This window comes from Vibrio sp. Vb0304, assembly GCF_033338995.1.
Classification (GTDB): Bacteria; Pseudomonadota; Gammaproteobacteria; order Enterobacterales; family Vibrionaceae; genus Vibrio; species Vibrio alginolyticus.
Genome location: NZ_JAWOTT010000013.1, coordinates 21,553 through 44,913, shown reverse-complemented (window position 1 = coordinate 44,913; position 23,361 = coordinate 21,553). Strand labels below are relative to the sequence as shown.

At 42.7% G+C, this 23,361-nt stretch carries 21 protein-coding genes, 1 other RNA gene and 1 pseudogene; 14 read left to right on the top strand and 9 right to left on the bottom strand.

Annotated elements, in window-relative coordinates; genetic code table 11:
• Positions 1-284: 284 nt before the first annotated feature.
• The gene (locus R7P35_RS15940; RefSeq protein WP_005381625.1) at positions 285-1,559 is read right to left on the bottom strand and encodes a dicarboxylate/amino acid:cation symporter; all 1,275 of its coding nucleotides are present in this window, start codon (positions 1,557-1,559) and stop codon (positions 285-287) included.
• Between the two features lie 417 nt (positions 1,560-1,976).
• Positions 1,977-2,573, bottom strand: a complete 597-nt coding sequence (grpE, locus tag R7P35_RS15935; protein WP_021034134.1) for a nucleotide exchange factor GrpE — start codon at positions 2,571-2,573, stop codon at positions 1,977-1,979.
• Positions 2,574-2,719: 146 nt separating this feature from the next.
• On the opposite strand from grpE, the gene nadK reads away from it, so the two are divergent.
• The 5 genes and pseudogenes from nadK to bamE all read left to right on the top strand — a co-directional run bounded on the left by nadK (position 2,720) and on the right by bamE (position 7,996).
• Positions 2,720-3,604 carry an NAD(+) kinase gene (gene nadK, locus R7P35_RS15930; RefSeq protein ID WP_005381631.1) on the top strand — a complete coding sequence of 295 codons (885 nt, stop codon included), beginning with the start codon at positions 2,720-2,722 and terminating at the stop codon, positions 3,602-3,604.
• A gap of 265 nt (positions 3,605-3,869) precedes the next feature.
• Positions 3,870-5,059, top strand: a pseudogene (locus R7P35_RS15925) (DUF3103 domain-containing protein).
• Positions 5,060-5,225: 166 nt separating this feature from the next.
• Positions 5,226-6,890 (top strand): DNA repair protein RecN, encoded by a 1,665-nt coding sequence (gene recN / locus R7P35_RS15920; protein WP_005383750.1) that lies wholly within the window; start codon positions 5,226-5,228, stop codon positions 6,888-6,890.
• A 21-nt stretch (positions 6,891-6,911) separates the two neighbouring features.
• On the top strand, positions 6,912-7,394 hold the full coding sequence (locus R7P35_RS15915; protein ID WP_005381636.1) for a GNAT family N-acetyltransferase: 483 nt from the start codon (positions 6,912-6,914) through the stop codon (positions 7,392-7,394).
• 242 nt (positions 7,395-7,636) lie between these two features.
• Positions 7,637-7,996 carry an outer membrane protein assembly factor BamE gene (gene bamE / locus R7P35_RS15910; RefSeq protein WP_017820585.1) on the top strand — a complete coding sequence of 120 codons (360 nt, stop codon included), beginning with the start codon at positions 7,637-7,639 and terminating at the stop codon, positions 7,994-7,996.
• Positions 7,997-8,097: 101 nt separating this feature from the next.
• On the opposite strand, the gene R7P35_RS15905 is transcribed toward bamE, so the two are convergent.
• Both R7P35_RS15905 and R7P35_RS15900 read right to left on the bottom strand, forming a co-directional pair.
• Positions 8,098-8,457 carry an RnfH family protein gene (locus tag R7P35_RS15905; RefSeq protein ID WP_005381640.1) on the bottom strand — a complete coding sequence of 120 codons (360 nt, stop codon included), beginning with the start codon at positions 8,455-8,457 and terminating at the stop codon, positions 8,098-8,100.
• The gene (locus R7P35_RS15900; protein WP_005381641.1) at positions 8,447-8,890 is read right to left on the bottom strand and encodes an SRPBCC family protein; all 444 of its coding nucleotides are present in this window, start codon (positions 8,888-8,890) and stop codon (positions 8,447-8,449) included. The genes R7P35_RS15905 and R7P35_RS15900 overlap by 11 nt, the downstream gene beginning before the upstream one ends.
• Before the next feature lie 119 nt (positions 8,891-9,009).
• On the opposite strand from R7P35_RS15900, the gene smpB reads away from it, so the two are divergent.
• From smpB to R7P35_RS15885, 3 genes are all read left to right on the top strand, one after another.
• The gene (gene smpB / locus R7P35_RS15895) at positions 9,010-9,495 is read left to right on the top strand and encodes an SsrA-binding protein SmpB (protein WP_005381642.1); all 486 of its coding nucleotides are present in this window, start codon (positions 9,010-9,012) and stop codon (positions 9,493-9,495) included.
• Between the two features lie 66 nt (positions 9,496-9,561).
• Positions 9,562-9,929: a transfer-messenger RNA gene (gene ssrA / locus R7P35_RS15890) on the top strand.
• 111 nt (positions 9,930-10,040) lie between these two features.
• Complete coding sequence (locus R7P35_RS15885; protein ID WP_258458722.1) at positions 10,041-11,774, top strand: site-specific integrase; 1,734 nt, start codon at positions 10,041-10,043, stop codon at positions 11,772-11,774.
• Positions 11,775-11,824: 50 nt separating this feature from the next.
• On the opposite strand, the gene R7P35_RS15880 is transcribed toward R7P35_RS15885, so the two are convergent.
• The 4 genes from R7P35_RS15880 to R7P35_RS15865 form a co-directional block, all read right to left on the bottom strand.
• Positions 11,825-12,322 carry an RNase H family protein gene (locus tag R7P35_RS15880; protein WP_151514555.1) on the bottom strand — a complete coding sequence of 166 codons (498 nt, stop codon included), beginning with the start codon at positions 12,320-12,322 and terminating at the stop codon, positions 11,825-11,827.
• A 168-nt stretch (positions 12,323-12,490) separates the two neighbouring features.
• The gene (locus R7P35_RS15875) at positions 12,491-13,102 is read right to left on the bottom strand and encodes a hypothetical protein (protein WP_176310827.1); all 612 of its coding nucleotides are present in this window, start codon (positions 13,100-13,102) and stop codon (positions 12,491-12,493) included.
• A gap of 667 nt (positions 13,103-13,769) precedes the next feature.
• Complete coding sequence (locus tag R7P35_RS15870; protein WP_005479249.1) at positions 13,770-13,970, bottom strand: hypothetical protein; 201 nt, start codon at positions 13,968-13,970, stop codon at positions 13,770-13,772.
• A gap of 147 nt (positions 13,971-14,117) precedes the next feature.
• Complete coding sequence (locus R7P35_RS15865; protein ID WP_025553968.1) at positions 14,118-14,762, bottom strand: recombinase family protein; 645 nt, start codon at positions 14,760-14,762, stop codon at positions 14,118-14,120.
• Between the two features lie 677 nt (positions 14,763-15,439).
• Between R7P35_RS15865 and R7P35_RS15860 the strand changes: the two genes are divergently transcribed.
• From R7P35_RS15860 to R7P35_RS15845, 4 genes are all read left to right on the top strand, one after another.
• A complete protein-coding gene (locus R7P35_RS15860; RefSeq protein ID WP_155489880.1) occupies positions 15,440-15,592 on the top strand; it encodes a hypothetical protein in 153 nt (50 codons plus the stop codon).
• Between the two features lie 36 nt (positions 15,593-15,628).
• Complete coding sequence (locus tag R7P35_RS15855; protein ID WP_025625821.1) at positions 15,629-15,946, top strand: helix-turn-helix domain-containing protein; 318 nt, start codon at positions 15,629-15,631, stop codon at positions 15,944-15,946.
• A 1,914-nt stretch (positions 15,947-17,860) separates the two neighbouring features.
• A complete protein-coding gene (locus R7P35_RS15850) occupies positions 17,861-18,412 on the top strand; it encodes a DUF6795 domain-containing protein (protein WP_225466667.1) in 552 nt (183 codons plus the stop codon).
• A gap of 3 nt (positions 18,413-18,415) precedes the next feature.
• Positions 18,416-19,555 (top strand): lipase family protein, encoded by a 1,140-nt coding sequence (locus R7P35_RS15845; RefSeq protein ID WP_025768873.1) that lies wholly within the window; start codon positions 18,416-18,418, stop codon positions 19,553-19,555.
• Positions 19,556-19,676: 121 nt separating this feature from the next.
• Here R7P35_RS15845 and R7P35_RS15840 read toward each other — a convergent pair whose 3' ends face one another.
• Positions 19,677-20,240, bottom strand: a complete 564-nt coding sequence (locus R7P35_RS15840) for a porin family protein (RefSeq protein WP_005381668.1) — start codon at positions 20,238-20,240, stop codon at positions 19,677-19,679.
• 397 nt (positions 20,241-20,637) lie between these two features.
• On the opposite strand from R7P35_RS15840, the gene R7P35_RS15835 reads away from it, so the two are divergent.
• Entirely contained in the window at positions 20,638-21,519 is an 882-nt protein-coding gene (locus R7P35_RS15835; protein WP_025768872.1) for a LysR family transcriptional regulator, read from the top strand.
• Positions 21,520-21,639: 120 nt separating this feature from the next.
• The gene (locus R7P35_RS15830; protein WP_213904946.1) at positions 21,640-23,175 is read left to right on the top strand and encodes a bifunctional GNAT family N-acetyltransferase/carbon-nitrogen hydrolase family protein; all 1,536 of its coding nucleotides are present in this window, start codon (positions 21,640-21,642) and stop codon (positions 23,173-23,175) included.
• Positions 23,176-23,361 lie beyond the last annotated feature (186 nt).

Here is a 23,361-nt window from a genome sequence, read left to right as displayed (position 1 = left end):
TCGGGTTTCAACCCTTGCTCACAAACAAAAATAATCAATGTTTGCTTCTCTATGCCACATAGATAAGGGCGGCAAAATGCTTTTCAAGGGCAGAATTAAAAAAAAGCGTCTTTTTTCGAAATTTATGTGTTTCTTTCTGATTAGTTGGGAACTCGTCACACTGCTGTAGCGCAACAAAACGTCATTTCCCAGATAAATTTATTTATGCCCGACTCTTCCTAAATAAAAAACGAGCTCATAAGAGCTCGCTTCAATATTAGGGTTAAAATAAATGATTCAAGGTATTAGGCGTTCGCTTGAGCAGGCTCAGCATCAACACCTTCTTCTTTACCTATCTCACCTTCTGTTTTTGCAACAATGGTGTTCACTGCCGTGTCGCCGACAACGTTAGATGATGTACAGAACATATCATTAATACGGTCGACCGCTGCAATGATTGCCAAACCTTCAGGTGGTAAGCCTAGCTGGTGAAGCAAAACACCTACCATTACCACGCCGCCCCCAGGAACGCCGCCAGCACCAATAGATAACAGAAGAATAGTTAAGCCAAGTGTGAAGATGTCTGCGGTGTTAATTGGCTGGCCAAAAGCGTTCGCAACAAACATCGTTGCTAGAGCAATATAGATAGACACACCAGACATATTCATCGTTGCGCCCAGTGGTACACCGAAGCCAGCAACCGATTTAGAGACCTGAAGCTTTTCTGTCAGTGTGCGCATCGTTACCGGGATAGTCGCGTTTGAGCTCGCGGTAGATAGAGAGAAAAGAATCTGCTCACGAGTTGCACGTAGGAAAGTCTTTGGAGAAGTTCCTGTCGCAATACTCACTGCCATTGGGTAGAAGAAGAAGATCCAGAACACCAACATCGCAACCACCAAAGCCACGTAACCGGCAACGGACATTAATGTATTGGCGTTTAGCGTTGCACCTAGTTGAATCATTAGTGCGAACACACCATATGGTGCAAGACTCATCACTAATCCAACCAATTTCATCATGATTTCATTTGCCATTTTGAATGTGCGAATAGCTGGGCCACCACGAGAATCCAAAGCTTGAATTGCAAGCCCCGTCAAAATTGCCATAAAGATGATTTGCAGCATGTCGCCGCTAGCAAACGCTTGTACAGGATTGCTAGGAACAATGTTAACAACTAAAGAGAAAATGTCCGGCGTCTCTGTCGTTGTCAGCTGTACAGCCTCAGATACCGTTCCTGCTAGATTAGCGCCCGCTCCTGGCTGGAAGATCAAGCCGACAGTCAAAGCCGCCGTAATCGCAATGATGGTGTTAAGAATGTAAAGGGTAAAAGTTTTTCCACCAAGACGACCAAATGCACTGATGTCTTTCAAGTCAACAATGCCGCATACGATTGAAACGTAAACTAAAGGAACAACAAGCAATTTGATCAGTGAGACGAACATGCCGCCAACACCTTCTGCAGCTCCAAGTAGGTATGTATCAAAAATCGCAATACCGCTAAATAAGTACTGAATTGCTGTCCCCAGCACAAGGCCGGCAAACAAGCCTATAAAAATCTTACTAGAAAGCGATTTATCCATTATAAATCTCCGATATGTTGTGTTTGCTATTTACATTTTTGTAGTTATATATGCTTACTTTTAAAGCATTAGTCGCAAATCATACACACCAAAGTTACAAAATAAAGTGATAATTTACATTTTTGTTAACGAAATTGTTTTAGAAAAAATGACTATATTTACATTCCTATGCAGAACAAACATTCACGCAGCGAATGATTACAATCACTTATAGCCCTTCCCGTTAATAAACACGCAGCGAGATGAGAGAAAATCTCCTATAGGAAAATAATTAACCAATAGGAAAAAATATGAAGGGGATCAAATTTTCATTTATCGATATACAACGAAGTTCGATGCAGTCATTTATGTTTAAAACAAAAAAGCGCCCATCAAAAATGATGGGCGCTTTTATATTTAAAAAACAGGGAGTTAAAGTTACTTAGCAACCATTACCATTGCCGGACGAATCACACGGCCGTTTAGTTCGTAACCTTTTTGCATAACAAACATAACAGTGTTTGATTCATGATCAGGGCTCTCCTGAATCGACATCGCTTGATGGAACTCTGGATTGAATGCTTCACCTTCAGGGTTGATTGCTTTCAAGCCAAATTTCGCTACAACGTCTACAAACGTTTTATGGGTTAGTTCAACGCCTTCTAGGAACGGCTTCACAGTTTCATTCTCTGTATCTGCCGCTTGAATTGCACGCTCTAGGTTATCAATAACAGGAAGCAGCTCTTCTGCAAACTTGTTCAACGCAAACTTACGTGCTTTATCGATCTCTTGCTCAGTGCGACGACGCATGTTTTCTACTTCAGCTTTAGAACGCAACACCGCATCTTGTTGCTCTTTTACTTTTGCCTCGCTAGACAATAGTGCCGCTTCTAGTTGAGCAATCTTAGCGTCTGTCTCATCACCAAGCTCTTCAAGCTCAGCTTCAACTTCTTGTGCTTCAGCTTCTACTTTTTCAGCCTCTTCGATGATTTGATCAAGCTCTTCTTCTGTAACTTTGTTTTCTTCGTTGCTCATGATATCTCCAGAATTCAACATAATGCCCTTAAAGCCATGCGCGTTTTTGCGGGCTTTAACCACATAAAAATTCGCATATTTAGGTGACTTGCCATTATTATGGGGATGAAGATTCCTGATTCAAGCCTCTTTAATGCGGAAATGCTATGAAAAATCCATGTAACGTGATCGCGATTATCGGAAAACCAAGAGATCAACAAGCAATTCAAACTCATAAAGAGTTGTACCAATGGTTGACCTCTGAGGGCTATAAAGTATTCATTGACGATCGCCTTGCCGCAATACTGGATGATATCCCACAGAGTCAGTTTGCTAGCTTAGTTGAACTAGGAAAAAATGCCGATCTAGCCATTGTGGTTGGTGGCGATGGCAACATGTTAGGTGCGGCAAGAATTTTATCCCGATTTGATGTGCCAGTTATAGGCGTGAACCGTGGAAATTTGGGCTTCTTAACTGACTTGAACCCAGACGACTTCCAAGCGTCTCTGCAAGCGGTACTCGACGGTGAGTATATTGAAGAGGAACGTTTTCTTTTAGAGGCGGAAGTACACCGCCACGGACAAATAAAGAGCCATAACGCTGCGCTAAACGAAGCCGTACTTCACCCAGGGCAAATTGCTCATATGATTGAATTTGAAGTGTATATTGATGAAAGCTTCGCCTTCTCTTTACGGGCCGACGGTTTGATTGTCTCCACTCCGACTGGCTCGACGGCATATTCACTTTCTGGCGGCGGCCCAATTCTTTCTCCTAGCTTGAATGCCATTTCACTCGTGCCAATGTTCCCTCATACATTGTCGAGTCGACCTTTGGTGGTTGATGGAAAACGTCGAATTAAATTGGTGGTATCACCAGAAAACCGTGGAACACAAGAAGTTAGCTGTGATGGACAAGTCTCACTTCCAGTTACCCCTGGCGACGAAATTCACATCTATCAAAGTCCAAATGTACTAAAGCTCATCCATCCAAAAGACTACAGCTACTATCACGTCTTACGGAATAAGCTTGGCTGGTCTAGTAAATTGTTCTAACACTTGTTACTCAGGGCAATAACTTCAATAAAAAAGCCAGCAGCTTAATTGCTACTGGCTTTTGGCTTTCTTAGACAAGAAATAGACACAAAGTAGTGAGGCGACACGATATTTGTCATCATTAAAGAGAAGCTTATAAATTTTGATCCTGTGGGCAAACTTTACACAAAAGATAGAAAAGCAAATTCAATGATCTATGTCCGGTGATATTCTCACCATGAATAGAGTATTAACTCTATTTCATACAATCAATAAAGGACATATTATGAAGAAAACCATCATTCTGTCTGTTCTCAGTACATTAGCACTTATTGGCTGCCAATCAGAGGAAACGCAAGTCAACAGTGTATCCAACGCAAAAGCGGAAGATATCACTAAGACGAAGCGTGCCCTAGCTCAACAATTGAGTGAGAACTATGCTGCCATTGAACCCATGTTGAGAAGAGATATTACTCCACAACAGACTAACGTGTCTGTATCAGCATTTGTTAAGCAAAACCCTAACTCAGAGTTCAGCCGCCAGCTTGTACAAGCTGACACTCAAATTCGTAGCTGGAAAGGTATTTCTGAATACTCAGATCAGTTGTTAGAAGTTCGCTTGGCAAATGAAGCCATGATAACAGCATGGCAAAGTGGCGAGGTCGAGCCATTATTTGCGTTTGAACCAAGTGGTGATGATGAGAATTGGCAATACATCGAAGCATTTGATGTTTATGGCAACATCCATCAACTCGATGTTTACCAGCTCCCTGAGGTACCTGTACTTGTCGTTGATAACAATAGCTCTGCAGAGCTAAAAGCAGGCTTGCAAGCTATGCAAGCTGAGATGAAAAACTCGGTCAACCAGCTTTAGTTCAACCATATATTGCTGATGAACAACGCCAAAATACACCGTTATTGTCAAGTAGCGCAGTGGGCGAAGCGGCTCCAATTCAAACCACGCAGTTGAAAAAGATCCGTCTAGCCGATGACAAAGAACCTTGGATCTCTGGCAAGGCAGAAATCTACGCTATCGTAACGGGCGTCAATCCAAGTCGTGATGAACCTACTCTCGATTTGGTGGAGCTTCCATACTTAGACTACGATAACCAAGATTATTATCCAAATCAGATCATTATTCACTGGTCTCGTTACCGCTGGGGTGCGGCAGACATTGTGCTCATGGAGCAAGATGACGGCACAGACTATAAACAATTGGCAAAACTCCTTGTTCAAGTTGCCGAAGAAGTATTGAAAGCGATTCCAGATCCAGAAGTTCAGGCTTATGCGATTATTCCGCAAATCACGAACAAGATCATCGACACTATCCCCGATGGTGTACTCACGAATGATGATGACTTCGTCGACGTTTACTACACTCTAATGCAAGACACTTCATACGTGGATCACCCAGGTGCAGGTGTGAATGCAGTCGTCACACTAGAACCATTAACGATTAACCCAACTCGTCCGTAACCTGTTCAATTTTAATGAGTCGTTGTAATCACATCGGCTCATTTTTCCCACTTCATCACAAAAAAACAGCCTACAAAGAAAATTTTCCTTACCTGACTTTACTGTATAAAGAAACAGTATATACTGTTCTCTTATACAGTATTGTTCAGTTATACAGGTAAATAAAATGCTGGCTCATCTAAGTGTTAATAATTTTGCGATTGTTAAGTCTTTACAACTCGAGCTTTCTAAGGGCATGACCACCATTACAGGTGAAACAGGCGCGGGTAAATCCATTGCTATCGATGCTTTAGGGCTCTGCTTAGGCGGACGAGCCGATGCCGGCATGGTGCGACAAGGTGAAGAGAAAACCGAAGTTAGCGCCGCTTTTTTATTGGACAACAACTTACATGCAACACGTTGGTTAGAAGATAACGATCTGCTAGATGGCAGTGAGTGTATTTTGCGTCGTATTATCACAAAAGAAGGCCGCTCAAGAGCCTTCATTAATGGCAGCCCTGTTCCACTATCACAACTCAAATCTCTAGGGCAGCTACTTATCAATATCCATGGGCAGCACGCTCATCATCAATTGATGAAAAGTGAGCACCAAATGGCCATGCTCGACCAATATGCTGGGCATTTAAACCTACTAAAAAGCACACGAAGTGCTTACCAGCATTGGCGTCAGGCGGATAATAACCTCAAGCAGCTAAAAGAAAATAGCCAGCAAAACCAGGCGCAAAAACAGTTGCTTGAATACCAAATCAAAGAACTGAATGAGTTATCGCTAGGTGAAGAAGAATTTGCAGAGCTCGAGCAAGAGCATAAACGACTATCCAACAGTGGTGAACTCGCCACTACCTGTCAGCAAGCCATCGAACTTATTTACGAAGGTGAAGAAGTCAATGCGCTTGGTATTTTGCAATCGGCCAATCACTCCCTAATTCAATTAGCCGAATTAGATGAAAAGCTATCTGAGCTACCTAACATGCTGTCAGAAGCGATGATTCAACTTGAAGAAACGAAGAATGAATTACGCAGCTACTTAGATGGCATCGATGTTGATCCTGCTCGTATGGCTTATGTAGAAGAACGTTTTTCTAAAGTGATGTCTGTAGCTCGTAAACACCACGTAATGCCAGAAGAACTATACCAACATCATCAAGATCTTCTGGCCCAAGTAGAAGCGTTAGATTGCTCCGATGAACGTTTAGATGAGCTTGCTCAAGAAGTAGAACACAAGTACCAAAGCTTTCTAACACAAGCAGAAAAACTGCACAAATCACGCAGCCGTTACGCAAAAGAACTGAACAAACTGATCACACAAAGCATGCACGAATTGAGCATGGAGAAAGCAGTATTCAGTATCGAAGTTAGCAATGACAACACGCACCCATCGCCGCTTGGCATGGACAGCGTGTGCTTCTTAGTATCGACCAACCCGGGACAACCATTGCAACCTATAGCAAAAGTTGCGTCAGGCGGTGAGCTATCACGTATCTCTCTAGCGATCCAAGTGATCACCGCTCAGAAAGTAGATACACCAAGTTTAATCTTCGATGAAGTGGATGTAGGTATTAGTGGCCCAACAGCTGCCGTAGTGGGCAAAATGCTACGCAAGCTTGGCGAATCTACTCAAGTATTGTGTGTCACTCACCTCCCTCAAGTTGCCGGATGCGGCCATCAACAAATGTTTGTTGCTAAGCAAACCAAAGCAGGCCAAACCGAAACCCAAATGCACGCATTAGATGAACAACAACGTGTGGCAGAATTAGCTCGCTTACTTGGTGGTAGTCAAATAACCGACTCAACGTTGGCAAACGCAAAAGAACTGCTTATCGCCGCTTAATAAATCGACAAGGGATGAGATATGGATATCAGAGCAATACACAAAACCAACTGCTTAGATCTCATCCCTATTTTTATTGAGTTAGAACATTACTACTTCAAAGAAAAAGCTTCATCAAAACACGATCTGGTCCATTATCTAAAGAGCCAAGTCTTCTCTGAACATTCTGGTGTTAATATCATTGCGGTTTACGATAATGATGACGTCGTAGGCTTTGCATCTTATACCGTCATGTTCCCTGCCCCAAAACTCTCAGGGCAGATGTACTTAAAAGATCTGTTCGTATCTTCGAAGGTTCGAGGAAAAGGGGTTGGTCTCAAGTTAATGAAGTATCTGGCATCTTTGGCGATCAAGTGTGGATGCCAAAGGTTGGACTGGACAGCTGAAAGTAGTAACCCTACCGCAGGTCAGTTTTACCGCTCAATTGGTGCAACACTAATTCATGAAAAAGAGTATTATCGTTTTTCAGGTGATGCATTACGCGAATTCGCCAAAACCGACTAACGAGTCACTAGGCTTGGCTCACCGCTGAAAGCGTCCATCACCCTACCTCCGATTGAAATGTGCTCTTCGTCACCTAACTAATACGTCATGTGGTGACATTTACCGCCTAATATCGGTGAATAAATGCAACTCAACTCAAAATTCGTTGTCAGATTGTCTACCATACGACGCATAGCTTTTTACATCTGCGTCGAGCTTGTTTATTATCAGCGCAGTATTTTAAAGGTTACTAAGAAATTATTATGCAATTAAAGAAGTGGTTAGTTGCCGTACCATTAGCAATGACATTGCTGACAGGATGTTCGGTATTGGAAAGACTGGTTTATCGTATTGATATCAACCAAGGCAACTATGTAGAACAAAGTGCGGTTGATAAATTAAAGTTTGGGATGACTAAAGCACAGGTTCGCTTCGTATTAGGGTCGCCAATGCTTATTGAAAACGGCTATCCAAACACTTGGTATTACATCTATCATCATACTCCTGGCCATGGCGAACCAGTACAGAAAGATCTGATTGTAAACTTTAATGACCAAGGCACACTCGCAGACATCAGTGGTGACTTTCCAAAAAGTGACGCATTTTACGAGCAAATTCAGTAAACTGACTTTTGCAAAAAAACCTCCCGTTTGGGAGGTTTTTTATTATATAGAAATCACGTTAGTCAAACTTTGAGTAACTCACATGAGCTATTGGGTTTATATTAATCCTGCTTATTTTTACGTACAGAACTAGGCTTGCCACCGGTGACTGGGTCTGCACTTCCCTCGGCTTTAGCCTGCTCCGCCCGCTTACGGCGAATCTCTTTCGGATCGGCGAGTAACGGACGATAAATCTCTATTCGGTCTCGATCTCGAACGGTCGCATCCAACTTCACGTTACGACTAAACACACCCACTTTGTTCTTGGACAAATCAATTTCAGGGTACAACTCCAATACACCGGATTGTCGAATGATCTCTTCTACCGTTGCGTGATTATTTACCACTAAGTTAAATACACGCTGTTCATGAGGAAGAGCATAGACAACCTCAACGTGAATCATATCTGACTCAATACTCATAACACTCGTAGACCTGTTTTGCGCGTTTAGTAAATGCATTTACCATATTACTAGTAAGCTCGTTAAAAATCTTACCGAAGGCCATCTCAATCATTTTACTTGAGAATTCAAACTCAAGCTTTAGTTCAACCTTGCAAGCTTGCTCATCTAGCGCGGTAAAAATCCAACCACCACGCAACGTCTTAAACGGGCCATCCACCAAGTTCATCATAATTGCCTGACCTGGGATCAACTCATTTGAAGTCGTAAACGTTTTGCTGATTCCAGCCTTCGCCACATCGACAGAAGCCACCATACCATTCCCCGAAGACTCAATGATTCTAGAGCCCGAGCAACCAGGCAGAAATTCAGGGTATTTAGCAACATCATTAACCAGATTGAACATCTGTTCGGCGCTAAAAGACACAAGCGCAGAACGGCTGACTTGCTTCATACATACTCCTATCGATACATGTACAGATTTAAAGCTACTCGCCAATTTTACTTTTATTCCACGATTGCGCAAATAAAAGGATTTCCTATCCGATATCCAACCCGTATAATGACGCTATTATGGCAAAGAAAAAAACGAAACAAAAAGCGGGTAGCAATACTATCGCGCTGAATAAAAAAGCTCGCCACGAGTATTTCATCGATGATGAAATCGAAGCTGGCTTGGAGCTCCAAGGTTGGGAAGTGAAAGCCCTTCGCCAAGGTAAAGCCAATATTTCTGAAAGTTACGTATTTATGCGTGACGGTGAAGCCTTTGTGAGTGGCATGACAATCACTCCTTTAAATCAGGCATCGACACACGTTGTGGCGAACCCTACACGTGTGCGTAAACTACTAATGAGTCGTCGTGAGCTGGATAATCTATTCGGACGTGTAAACCGTGAAGGTATGACATTAACGGCCCTCTCACTGTACTGGTCTCGCTCTTGGGTGAAACTAAAAATTGGCGTAGCAAAAGGTAAAAAGCTGCACGATAAACGTACGGATCTAAAAGAAAAAGACTGGGCAAGAGAAAAAGCACGCGTAATGAAGAGCGCGCTGCGTTAATCTTGACCACTTAAACGCATAGTACTGGACAGCCAATGCTTTTCTGTTACTATGCGAATATTACCTGGGGCTGATTTAGGATTCGACGGGAATTCAGAAGTCTGAGGTGCATGCCGAGGTGCGGTAGGCCTCGTTAACAAACCGCAAAAAAATAGTCGCAAACGACGAAAACTACGCACTAGCAGCTTAATAACCTGCTAAGAGCTCTCTCGCCCTAGCTTCCGCACGTAAGACGGGGATCAACGAGGGATCAAACCCAAACGCGCTAGCCCGGATTCTCCCGCCTGAGAGATGAACGGCGAATTTTAATTCAGGCTAGTCATTCATTAGCGTGTCGGTTCGCAGGTGGGTGGCGAAATTAAAGATCGACTAAGCATGTAGTACCAATGATGAACGGTTTTCGGACGCGGGTTCAACTCCCGCCAGCTCCACCAAACATCATGTAAGCCTCTGATTTTTCAGGGGCTTTCTTTTTATATATGCCTATGAAAAGAGAAATTGAGGTACATCCTGTTCTACATATGGACGGAGATGACACTTTGCACATGACACAACGGGCAAACGGTAACTGGTACTATCAACGCCGTATCCCAACCCACTCTCAGCCATTCTTTGGCAACAAAAAGTCCATCAAAATCTCACTGCGCACCAAGTCTGTCGCAGAAGCTCGTGTTAGAGCGCGTCAGCTATCTGTAGAGCATGACGTCCTATTTGCGCAGCATGAGACTCTCGCAACAACGACAAGCAAACCTAAAGGCTACGCAAGTAACCCACTTGAGGTGCTCGTTGACGTCAAAGCTAGCCAAGCTCAACACAAAGAAATCACTCAAGCGACGTCTGGCAACCTAGTAGGAACTCAGAGCTTACTACACGCACAAGTCTTTACTGCGCCACTAAAGGAGCGTGAGAGCGTCTTTACGGGTATTGAGGCAATGAGAGATGATTTATGCGAACTCATGTGCGACCTTGCCGAAAATAAATTGAGTGAGTATGACGCCAAGCTTTCGCGCTCGTGGCGTATCATTGAGGGTGCGATGGAGTCAGAGCACTACGAGTACTTTGTAGAGCAACCATTTGAAAATCAAAGACAACTTGTCATCGAGAGCTGTAGAAAGTCGATACAAGGACTATCCTCATTAACTACTCAGCTCACGGATGTGATGGCAGAGCGTCTTGAGTTACCTAATGCGTCTGATACCTACCTTCATGAGCTAAGGGGAACGCAAGCTCCGACGGAGAGCGAACATCAAAGCTTGCTGTTATCTGAATGCGTAGAGCTTTACCTCAAGGATAGAGAAAAAGACAACATGCAACCCAAGACCTTTGAAAGCTACAAGGCTCGTATGCGACTCATGCTATACATCTTGGGCGACCGTCCTATTGACTCTCTCAAGCGTGCTGATGCTTTGATGTTCAAGGATAAACTCTTGCAGTTACCAGCGAACCTCAACAAAGTGTCGAGCTTTAAGGGCTTACCTGTTGATGATGTCATTGCTCTCAAACCGACACCGATGGCAGTAAGCACAGCAAATGACACAATGACTGGTGTTAGCTCATTCTTCGACTGGTGCGTGTTGAATGAGTACGCGTCCAAGAATGCCTTTAAAGGACTCAAAGTAAAGACCAAGAAAAAGGCATCTGATGAGCGTAGCGCGTTCACTGAGTCTGACTTAAAGACCCTATTTCAGCATCCATACTTCCAAGGAGGTAAGAGTAAACACCCACACTATTACTGGCTACCTGTACTAGGGCTTTATACAGGTGCTCGTCTCAACGAGTTGTGTCAGTTGCATGTATGTGACGTTCGTAGAGATGATGAGAGCGGACTTTGGACTATGACCATCACCAATACTCAAGAAGACCAGAAAACCAAGAATATGAGTTCAATTCGCACTATTCCACTGCACCCTAAATTAATTGAACTAGGATTCGTTGACTACGTACAGAACCTCACTCATGAGCGCGTCTTTCCTGAGCTTAAGAGAGGAAGAGATGGGTATGGACAAGCACCATCCAAATGGTTTGCTCGCTTCCGCGACAAAGTGCTGCCTAACGCCAAGAACGAACATAAGGCTTACCATTCTTTCAGGCACACTTTCATCAACGCCCTGAAGCAATCAGGCGTATCCCGCAGTCATGCAGCAGCCTATGTGGGTCATGGGGACGGAAGTGAAACGTTTGGACGGTATGGTAAAGCTTATGTCGCATCAGCATTAGCTCCTATATTGGACAACATTACGTTCGACTTCGACATAAAGCCCTATGTACTATCTAACTAGTACGAATTAAAAGGTAACACCTGACGTCTACCCAAGTGTTACCTTTCATTTTACATTTTACCTTCGGCTGCTTGTCTCGCTAAGCAGTCTGAATGCTCATTACCTTTGACGCCAGAGTGACCAGCTACGTGCTCAACGCTAACACGTGGACGAATAGCTTTAAGCTCATCTATCAGCATCCATAAGTCCTGATTAGCGACAGGCTTCTTGCTTGAGTTGCGCCAAGCGTTACGCTTCCAGCTATCAAGCCATTCATTGAAGCCCCGCACACAGTACTGACTGTCACTAAAGACATTGTCCCCCTCACCAGCTACAAGTAAGGCAATGATGAGAGCCAGAAGCTCAGCCCTTTGACTGGTGACACCACCAGCCCTGCGAACGGAGGATGAGTACTCCTGAATGCAATGTCCAAGAGCGTCGTAAACAGCGACACCAACACCCCCTTGAAGACACCCGTGCTGATTGTCTGGTGCTGAACCATCGCAATAGATACTTAGTGGGTGCTGAGCGTTGTGTAATAGATGTATCGTTTGAAGCTGTGTATTCATATTGAGTCCTTAATCGTAAAGCCACACCGAAAGCCCCACATAGCCAACTACACCAACGAAAGACTCGTAGTGACTAGCTGACAGCATGGCTTTGCGGTTAAGCGTTGGGTTTGAAGTGAAGTAGACCTTGTGGTGGCCTATTGTGGGTTGTGGAGATCTGAGGGTTAATCAGGCTGCTTGGAGTGATAGCACTGATGTGGCATGTATCGAGCGTTTAAAGGTAATGCTGTAGTTCGCACCTTCATCACCACCTAAACACACGATATAGCCGTGGTGGTCAAGCCGCTTTAGCGACTCTCGAATAGTACGAGGCTTGAGCCTTAGAGCTTCTTCAAGCGTCGACATCGACACGATAAGATACTTTGCCCCTTTCGGTAGCATTCGTTCAGCAACAGTAAAGACTCGCTTGTCGCTAACACTGAGCCAGTACTGAGACTCACTTTCAGGGATTGTTGTCTCATGACGAGGTATCCCATACATTTGTGCTAACTGAGACACTACCTTACGGCAAACAGATAAGTACAACGCAATGGTGCGCTTTGAATACGACTCGCGGCTTAGTGCTTTGAGACTGACATTAAGACGCCTTTCAAGACTGTCATAGGTAAGTGTATCGAGCGTCTGAAGCAATCGAAAGATTCGGCTTCTAGACAGCCCTCGACCTACCCCAGACAAACGACAGGCGTTATCAAAGACGGCCATCTGGCGACGACTAAGGTCTGAGTACTCAAGTGCACAAGCAAGCTTAGCTTTCAGCTTTGAGTTGTTTACATACGTCATATCAAGTCCTTTAAAAACAATAAATTACAGAACAATCCTGCAAGACTGCAACATATATAAGAAAGGCATTGAGTAGTTACTTAGGGTTGGGTAGAAAGGACGATGATTGATAGGAAGGCGCAGAGCTTAAAGTCTCTCTAAGAACTACTTTAAGTTAAGCTCTAAGTAAGTGATTGTTATTGTTAATAACTACAATCACATCTTAAAGACAGACTTTAAGTATCCACGCCCTACACCAGCACGTCTTACAAGCTTAAAGCTTCCCTTAAAGATAAAGAGAACTCTTAAGCTTTGCGTCTGGTGCATGTATTGCTCTTTGTCTCTCTGCTTGCCCAAGGCATTAAGACTCACTCTCTATGAAGCCGAGAGGTAACGAGGTGATGGCCTTGAAGCCCACTCAGTGCGTGACTCTGATGTGTGACTTCTTGCTGTGGTTTGGCGGCTACAGTCCGCATTGGGTTTGTTCTTATAGGCAGTCGTAATTACAGGTTATTAACATCCTGTCAGACTCACCGTATCGGGCTGCGCCCTATAGGCAGTCGTAATTCGATTGGCATTGCGTTGAGACTCAAAGAGAGCGTAAAGGCAGGGGAGGAGAGCGTTGATACCTCGATGGTTTGACCCAACTAAGACAGACAAGGGCAGGCGTTGCACCCGCCCAAGTGACCTAGATAAGCTCGGCGTTAACCTCCGCCATGTAAGGCGCTAAGACATTCTCAATGCCATTTGTAGCGTCCTCAAAGACACCAAGCTCTACTAACGCTTTAACATGCCCCCACACCTCTTGGTGAAGCTGCGAGTCTTGCGTTGTAAGCAGCGTTTGAGTATCAAGATGATTAGAGGCTTTAATAGTTAAGACGTCGTTCATATCAATGCTCCTTTGTGCTTAAGGTGAGCTAAAGATACCGAAACTCAACTTGGTTGTGTTATGTGTAGTCACTAGTGAGTGCAATAACTTGAATATGGTCACGCAAGAGCTTGCTAAGTGAGTACTTATTGTTCAAGCAGCCGACACTTAGAACACGGTGCCAGCTTCAACCGCCTTCTTCTTCACTCTCTGTACGGTACTTGCATTACAGCCAAGCTCCTGAGCGACACCACGGATAGACTTTCCCTCAAGTAACAACTCAATGATACGCTGATGCTGCTTGGTATTAGCTTTGCGTCCTTGGAACTTCTCAGCCCACTTCGCAGGGTTAGCTTTAAGCGCTTGTCTTCCAGCCTCAGCCGACGCTAAGCGATTCTTACGCTCTGCCGCAGCCATAGCCGTGAGCATGGTAATCTGGATGTCAGTGACCATGTTCTGCATGTCATCATCTTTGCTTGAGTATGAGAACGTCAGACCTTGGTTGATAGTCTTAATGCACACACCCCTGTCGAGAAGCTCACGTATAGTCGATTCAGCGTCTCGATAGTCACGCCCTAAACGGTCAACCCACCATACGACTAGAGTATCTCCTTTACGTAGCTTACCAAGAAGAACCGATAGCCCTGCCCTCTCTTTAGCTGGCACAGTACCCGACACTTTCTCTGTCGTAATCTCCGCATCAGGGTAGAGCTTTGAGATGTCACTCAATTGGCTATCTACGTTCTGCTCCTTAGTCGACACACGGACATAAGCAAAGACCATTGAGTTGCTGTCATTGGATTGAGTTGTCATTGTCATACCTCGAACGAGTGCTTTAGGTTACTGTATGCTTAACTTGCTATATGCATATCGACAAGTCAACACCTAAAGCATACAAAAATAACACCCTTAGAGTGTATGCATTTGGGCATAATCTATTGCACTCAACCTTTGACAAGAGTATTCCAACTCATACATTTAAAGTTAGACATAAGCTGGCAATAGCTCTATCGAAACATAGAGCCGCAGGTATGCTAAAGGGGCATGGGGGAAAACCAAGTAAGCGCATTATGTATACAAGCACTCAGATTTTTTACACAAAATCATTAGAGCTAAAACGCCCAACATCACATATGCCATAACCTCATCCACCAATTGATATTCAACACATTGACATGCAATCAGTAGATAAACTAATCTAATATTGTGTTTGTTAAGAGGGAAACTCGCCATCAACTGAGTGCAAACTCGAGGAAAGTTTCGGACTTTCTGCCTTTTCCCCCGTGCGTGCTCCCTTCGCCGTCGCTTGATGTTCATCATCAGGTTGCTGGATAAGACTGAGAACGAAAGCGCGGGCGGGTTTCGAACCTTTGACGAACAAGGTTCGTGAAATGGGAGCTAGTGTTGTTCATCCCTTCTTTGTGAGGCGAACCTTGAAGTTTTCCAGTGGACATAAGTCTACGGCTTCAAGGGCACAAGGAGATGTTCATATGAACCAAACAAATACAGAACAACAGACACAGGAAAACCAGAAGCCGAAGAAAAGCTGGAAAGCTTATGCTTGGACTTGCTTCATTACCCTCACTAGGATTCTTAACATTCTAGTAGCCATCGTAAGATGGTTAGAGGGAGACGGTGAGTAATGTGTTCTCCCCTCTTTCAACTCAAAGGAAAACTTCATGCTTCATAAAGCTTTGCGACTGATACGGAAGTACCACAATAAGTCCCCCTCGGAAACTGCTTTCGCCCTAGGAATATCTAAGACCGAGCTATCTGAAATAGAGTCTAATCAACGCCCAATATCCCCTGAACTTCTAAACAAATATGCGCTGATGTTTGAGCTTCCAGTATCTTCTTTAGTCTTGTTTTCAGAGACTGTAGAAAAGGAAAGGAAGTATAGTCAGATAATTAGAAAGTCTCTCGCTGGTAAAGCCTTAAAAATCTTGGAATGGATGACTGACGAACATGCCCAAAACAAAAACAAAGCTCAAAATTGATACGCGAGGCAAGTTCTACGCTCTTAAAGACTCTCCCTTATATAAACTCAGAACTAAACGGCGTCTCGCAGAGGTGCTAAATCACTCCCTACAGACCCTTAGAGCTTTACGCACAGACCAAGGAAACTACAAAGAATTCGAAGATAATTCAGGGGGTAAAGCTAGAAAGATACAGCAACCAGCTCGAAGTTTAGACATGGTGCATACTCGAATCGCGAGCCTTTTATGTCGAATCGACACTCCTGATTACTTACATTCAGGAAAGAAAGGGGTTTCAAACGTAACGAATGCAGAAGCACACATAGATAGTCACAACGTCCTGACCACTGATATTCGCTCATTCTTTCCTTCAACAACTAGGAGGATGGTCTTTTCTTTCTTTTATGGTGTTATGAAGTGCGCTCCTGATGTGGCAGATCTATTAGCTGACCTATGCACTATTCATTCACACATTCCCACAGGAAGTCGTCTGAGTATGCCGTTAGCGTTCTGGGCAAATCATACGATGTTCAATGAGCTAAACGAACTATCCATAAAGCACAACGTTAAAATGACCGTTTACGTCGATGACTTAACATTCTCAGGAAAGGAAGTGAATCGTCTATTTTCTTCTTGTGCTAGAAGGATAATATCTAAGTACGACCACTGCATGCACCCAAACAAAACTAAGCTTTATAGTGCAACATCACCAAAGCTAATCACGGGCGTAGTTGTTCAAGGAAGCTTACTAAAAGTCCGGAACCAACAACACCAATATCTCTTGAGTGAAATGACGCAATGGCTATCAATCAAAGACTCACCAAGAGCACTTCATCTAAACATAACAAATCGTATGCTTGGCCGACTTTACTCGATGTCAGTAATTGATAAACGCTATCGCGCAAAAGCTAGAATGGTTCGAAACTCAACAGCTCTCTAATCAAGTAATTCAACTCCCAAAGTGGGAACTGAACTGAACTAGCAGTGTTCTACAAGGTGTGCTACATTTCGAGTAAACCACTGGTGTACCCTCCTTGTATATCAGAGACTTACAGAATGAAAGGCGACGAACTCTCGAATCCCGCCAGCTCCACCAAACGTTTGGAAAAGGCCACCCTCGGGTGGCCTTTTTTGTATCAACAACCCACTATCCACTATCCACTATCCACTATCCACATTGTCTTCTTTTCTCACGCACTCATGCTACCTGATAACTTTTCACGAGCATTACTGCATAACTCTGAACGTACACCGATTTAAAAACTCGTTGAGTATTAAGTAACAGGCGATACGCTCATAAATACACCACCAAAAACACATGGAAGTTCAGAAGAACTCATTCAAGGACAAAAAGTGTGTACTATATGCTCTTCGATTTAAAGTGTTCTAAGTTTTTGGGGTATCAACAACTACGAGTGCTAAATCTAAGTTATAGAATTATGATGGGTTAAAGTTGAACAATTTGGGTTTATCACTAACCATCAAAAGATACTCAATAAGCCTTTTCTTTTGTTCTTGGTTATCACAATTGGCGGAAAAATAAATTATCAAGTCAATCTAGCATTACGATGTAAAGTAATAAAAACACCTCTTGAGCAAGCGACTAATTAACTATTTTCAATACGATTTCATTGTCTGAAACCTAGTATTTATAGAGCTCTTTCCCATTCGATAGCTCTCGTTTATTTTGCTTCCACATTACCTGATGAAAGCCTAAAAAATCCAATACAATATAACTACCTAAGGTTAGCGTAGACTGAGTATTCCAGATTTAAACTTTATTAATGCTAATAAAAATCGGTCAAGTAGATAAACATAAATCTAAAAATGTAATTTTCAAATTCACAAGTTACAAGGGCAATGCAGTACGAATCACATAGTTAGCATTAAATATTGTAAAAACACACAATACATATACATTTATAGATTTTTAAAATGAAAAAAGTCGATGTGAGAAATTACTTAGTTGGATTTATTACAATCATATTGTTGAGCATTAATATGAGTTTTGGAGAGAGTATATTGAATAGCGATAAAGTTAACCAATACACACCACAAATCAATGGTGTGCTAACAAAAAAAGGGAAGCCGATTGATAACCAAAAGGTTAGTCTTAGTATTGGTTTAAGCGCTTCAGGAAAATCAATAGACTTATCAACATTTACTGACAGCAATGGTCGGTTTGAATTTTCTCCTGTGTATGAGAACAAAGAGAGCGTTAAGATCCCGCTTATTGAACATTATGTAACTATTGTTTTAACCACAGAACTAGATATTGATGAAAGCGTTATTATTTGGGAAGGTTCGTTCGATGGCTATGAAATAGAGGATTACGTAAAAAACAATATGGCTAATCTAGTCTGTGATGCAGCAAACCCTCTTAAGTACTTTGCTTTTTCAATTGATGATGACGAAAACGATGACTACTACGTAAATAGTCAATGTGATTTATTTGGATATATTGACTCTGATTTATATGGAAATTAAAGAATGCAATCACTCTCACCAAAGCTATCATCTAGAATCGCAGAAATCCCTTATTCTGTATTCGCAACTAATGTTCGTAACGTTAGTGGTTATATAGCAAAGTTTTTTACATTTGATCTAAGGAATGATGTCAAAAAAGGAACGACAAGTGGCTTTATGGGATTTGGTGGAATGACATCAGATTTTGTAGCGATAGGTCGAGGTAAGGGCGAGTTTACCGATACTTTAGTATTTTCCTTTCGTGGCACTCAAGCAAACATCGGCGACATTATGACCGATGGAAACATTGGGATATCAGGTACCTCATCAGGTTACAGGGTACATGCAGGTTTTGTAAATCTCTTCAATACGATAAAGCCACAACTTGCAGCATACATCGCTGGTTATTCGAAAAAGAACATGAAAGCACCGAAGGCAATACACTGTGTAGGTCATAGTTTAGGTGGTGCTCTTGCTTCATTAGCGGCAGATTGGGTGAAGAGTCAGTACGGCTATAGCGTACACCTATATACTTTTGGCGCACCAAAAGTTGGCTTTAAACCATACGCAAGAAGGGAGTTAGATTCTTCATATCGCTGCACTCATGGTGCAGATCCAGTTCCTATGTCTCCTCTTTGGCCATTTACTCACGGTGGTATTGAGTATCGGCTAGATGGAAGTTCTGGCATCTACTTCTGCGCTCATGGACTAGGAAAAAAATCTGTTCCGGGTTATGTCAATACCGCTACAAGTAATGAGTGGTCGGCACTACAACCCAAATCTCAAACTTACCTAGAACGCAACGTATTTCTTGACTTCAACAATAGATATAATGCTCGAATGACTGATGGTTGGGTAAGTAAAATAGTCTCTTCAATTTTGACCTTACTAAGAATTTCAGGTCTGGGTCATATAATACAACAAATAGCAACCGTAGGCCTTACTGCTTGGGATCAACTAGCTAAAGCTATGGCGTACATTTCAAAACTAAAAAACGAGTATACAGAACACGTCCGCGGTATTTTAGGTCACATGAATGTAATGTCAGGTAGCGCAGCGATCGACCTATCGAGTATTACTTATAGAGTGATAAAACTTTGTTTTTCGAGACTAGTAAGAAGGTTAGACAGTCATGTTAGAAATGCTCTAAATATAGTAGCGTAACAGTAAAAGACACTAACAATTATTCTAAAAACCGCTCAATTATCCTCAACTAGATTGAGTTCAGAAAAAGCGAAGCTATTTAGGCTTCGCTTTTTATTAGGGCTTAGAGTTGTTAACAATATTAAAATCTATATTCCACACCTAGTGATGCTTGGTTAAAGTCTGTTTCCGTGTTTGCACCGTTCGCGACATTCTCCGCATTGAGTTCTACGTCGTACCACATATATTCTGCGTTAACTAAGAAGTTATCAGTAACTTTAAAACCAACACCGGCACCAGCGAATACACCTTCATCATCTTTGTTGCCTTGGAAGCCCGCAACGTTGTAATCCGTCGAGTACCACATTTGACCGCCTTTTGCGTAAAGGTCGACACGATCAGCAATGGGAGCAGTAACTTTTAGAGCCGCTGTATAGCCGTCCGTTTCGGCATTTGCTAAGTTATTACCATAGCTACCGAAATCAATGTAACCACCTTCCAACGCTAAGTAAGGATTAAAACGGTAACCAACTAAACCTTGAATAACATCGCTGTCATCATCAAAGTCATCTTGTCCATCAACTTTTAAGTAACCGTAGTTGGCGCCAACATATACACCATGATCGTTGGAGTCCGCAGCATGTGATAAAGTACTAAACGTTGCTAAAGAAAAAAGGCTAATCAAAGTAACAACATTGCTTTTCATTTCGTTCTCCTAATATAAGTTCCATTGAAGGTTCGAATAGTAAAGAGCAAATGCAATGCCAACTTTAAATTAATGAAAAATATATTTAATTTTATAGAATACTGACAATCCTCTAAAGATCGCCGAACAAAAATAGAAAAAAGAGCTGTCTGTTTACTTTATATAAACAATACTAAATTGAGGTTAATCTCTGATGTGAAAAAGATTCTTGTTAATTTGTAGATTTTTCAAAGAAATTAAATAAACATCTAAAATACTCTTGTAGATTAATCCGTCAAAAAACGCTTAGCTAGTTTTTATAAGAAAGGAAGCTAATCACACATACGTTGCATCTTACTTTGCTTCAAGCCGTGAATACTCTACTCTTTGCCTAAGCAGAGTTTAATGGAACTGAAGTATGTTAAAAGGCAGTGAATACCCTTCTATTCGAGCATTAAGGACGTTTGTCGCGGTCTCTAATTACCTCAGTTTCTCTAAAGCAGCGGATGCCCTATGTATTACGCAAAGCGCAGTAAGCAAACAAATCGCATCGCTGGAGCAATTGGTGGGCTTACCTTTAATACAAAGAGGGACGAGTGGTATTGAGTTAACCGAAGAAGGCAAGCGTTATCTGCCGCAAGTCACAGAAGCTTTGGAGCTTATTCAGCATGCAACTGCCAACTTAATCCAGTCAGATTCAAAGCAAGAATTACTCACCGTGGACGTAACCCCTTCTTTTGCCAGTCTTTGGTTGATACCTAATATTGATGACTTCCACCAGCAACATCCTAACATCCGAGTAAGAGTCTGTACTGGGGATGGGAACGTCAAAGATTCGAGCAACGAAAGTGACTTACATATTCGCTGCCTTCCATTATCCACACATTATGAATACAGCCACTTACTGTGCGAAGAAACATTGTTATTAGTCGGTTGTACAAATGCTCCTGCAATTGAGAGTGTGCACGCTGTTAGCAATTATCCTTTTATACCTCAAATCACTCGCCCTCAGCTATGGGAGCAATTTAAAGCTGTCTACACTGTAGAATCTCCCGTTACCTATCAACCTGTAGGCTTTGAACATTTTTACCTAGCTTACGAAGCCGTCAAAATGGGAAAAGGACTCGCCTTACTTCCTGATTTTATGGCGCAGAATTCTATTTTAAGAGGGGATATCCAACATATTCTCAACCTAACTTTACAGAGTGGTTATGGTTATTACGTGATGATCCCGAATTATCGCCTATCGGCTAAGAAAGTGGCGGCGTTTTACGAATGGTTGAAGAGCAAACTAAGCTAATATTGTTTTCTTGAAATGCTTTTGGTAAACCAAAACAACTCAAAGACTTCAGTATCTGTCTGCTCCAAATTGTGGCATTCTCATTAACACTGTTTCAAAAGGATAAATGGATTGAAAGATATGGACAGCAATTCGCCCAAACTCTCATTACGTACCATTGAGCCAACGGATTACCCTGAGCTTGCAGAACTAATGGACTTAGTGTTTCCTGATGTTGGCGGCTCATGGCCACGGCTGACTATTATGGATCTCATTCATCAGTTTCCTGATGGCCAAATCTGTATTGAAGATAACGGCAAAATAATCGGTGCAGCATTAACCATTAAAGTGGACTACAACCGCTTTTCTCTTCCTCATCTATATACCGACATCATTACCGAAAACAACGTCATACAGAATCAAGTAACCGGTGATGCAATGTATGGTCTCGATGTATTTGTCCACCCGGACTATCGAGGGCTACGTTTAGGTCGACGTTTGTATGATGCGCGTAAAGAGCTTTGCCGTAGTAAGAACTTCAAAGCAATTTTAGCCGGTGGTCGCATTCCTAATTACCACCAATACGCAGATGAACTGAGCGTTGCAGAGTACATCGACAAAGTAAAACGCCGTGAGCTTCATGACCCTATTTTGTCTTTTCAGCTTGCTAACGACTTCGATGTAAAACGAATCATGCGCGGCTACTTACCAGAGGATAGCGCTTCTAAAGGTTACGCGACACTGCTGGAGTGGGATAACTTTTTCTACGAAGAGGATATTCAATCCGTACACGATGTAGAAAAGACTCTGATTCGAATTGGTGTTGTACAGTGGCAAATGCGCGCGATGAATGACCTGGAGGATTTGCTCGATCAAGCTGAGTTCTTCATTTCTTCTCTTGCGAATTACAAGGCCGATTTCGCCCTATTCCCTGAGTTCTTTAACGCACCGCTGATGGGCTTGCAAAACGACAAAAATTCCGTTGAAGCAATCCGCTTTTTGGCTAGCTTTACGGAAGAGATCAAAAACCGTTTCTCGCAGATGGCAGTCACCTACAACATCAACATTATTGCAGGCAGTATGCCCGTTATCGAAGATGGCAAACTGTATAATGTGGCCTACTTGCTGCAACGAGATGGTGAAATTAACGCTCAATATAAAATCCACATCACGCCTCATGAACAAAGAGACTGGGTGATCGACGGTGGTGACAATGTTCAAGTGTTCGAAACCGATGCGGGCAAAGTCGGCATACTGATTTGTTATGACAGCGAATTCCCTGAATTGGGAAGAATGTTAGCAGAACAAGGCGCACAAATTGTATTCGTTCCTTTCTGGACGGACACAAAAAATGGCTATCAACGAGTACGAATTTGTTCCCAATCGCGTGCTATTGAAAACGAATGCTATGTTGCAATTGGTGGCAGTGTTGGCAACTTACCTCGTGTTGATAATGTCGATATCCAGTACGCACAATCTGCCGTATTTTCACCGTCGGATATCTATTTTCCACACGATGCGACCTTGACAGAAGCAAGCGCCAACACCGAAATGATAATCTTCGCTGATGTTGATTTGACTAAGTTGAAACAGCTTAATACCGAAGGCTCTGTCACCAACTTACGTCATCGCCGCCTTGATTTGTATGGTGCATTCACCAAAGCCAAAGAGTCATAAGGATCTCCCTAATTCGCCGCTACCAAAGAGCGTGGCGGCGAATAAAGCCTGCTGCAGGTTGATTCTGCGCAATTATCAGAGGCATGTCAGTTTTTCTCAATGGTGAGAAACAAGAATTGACCCAATAGGACATTCGGAGTATCACTCCAACTTCGTTCCGCTTTTATTGGGGGAAAGCTTTTGGAA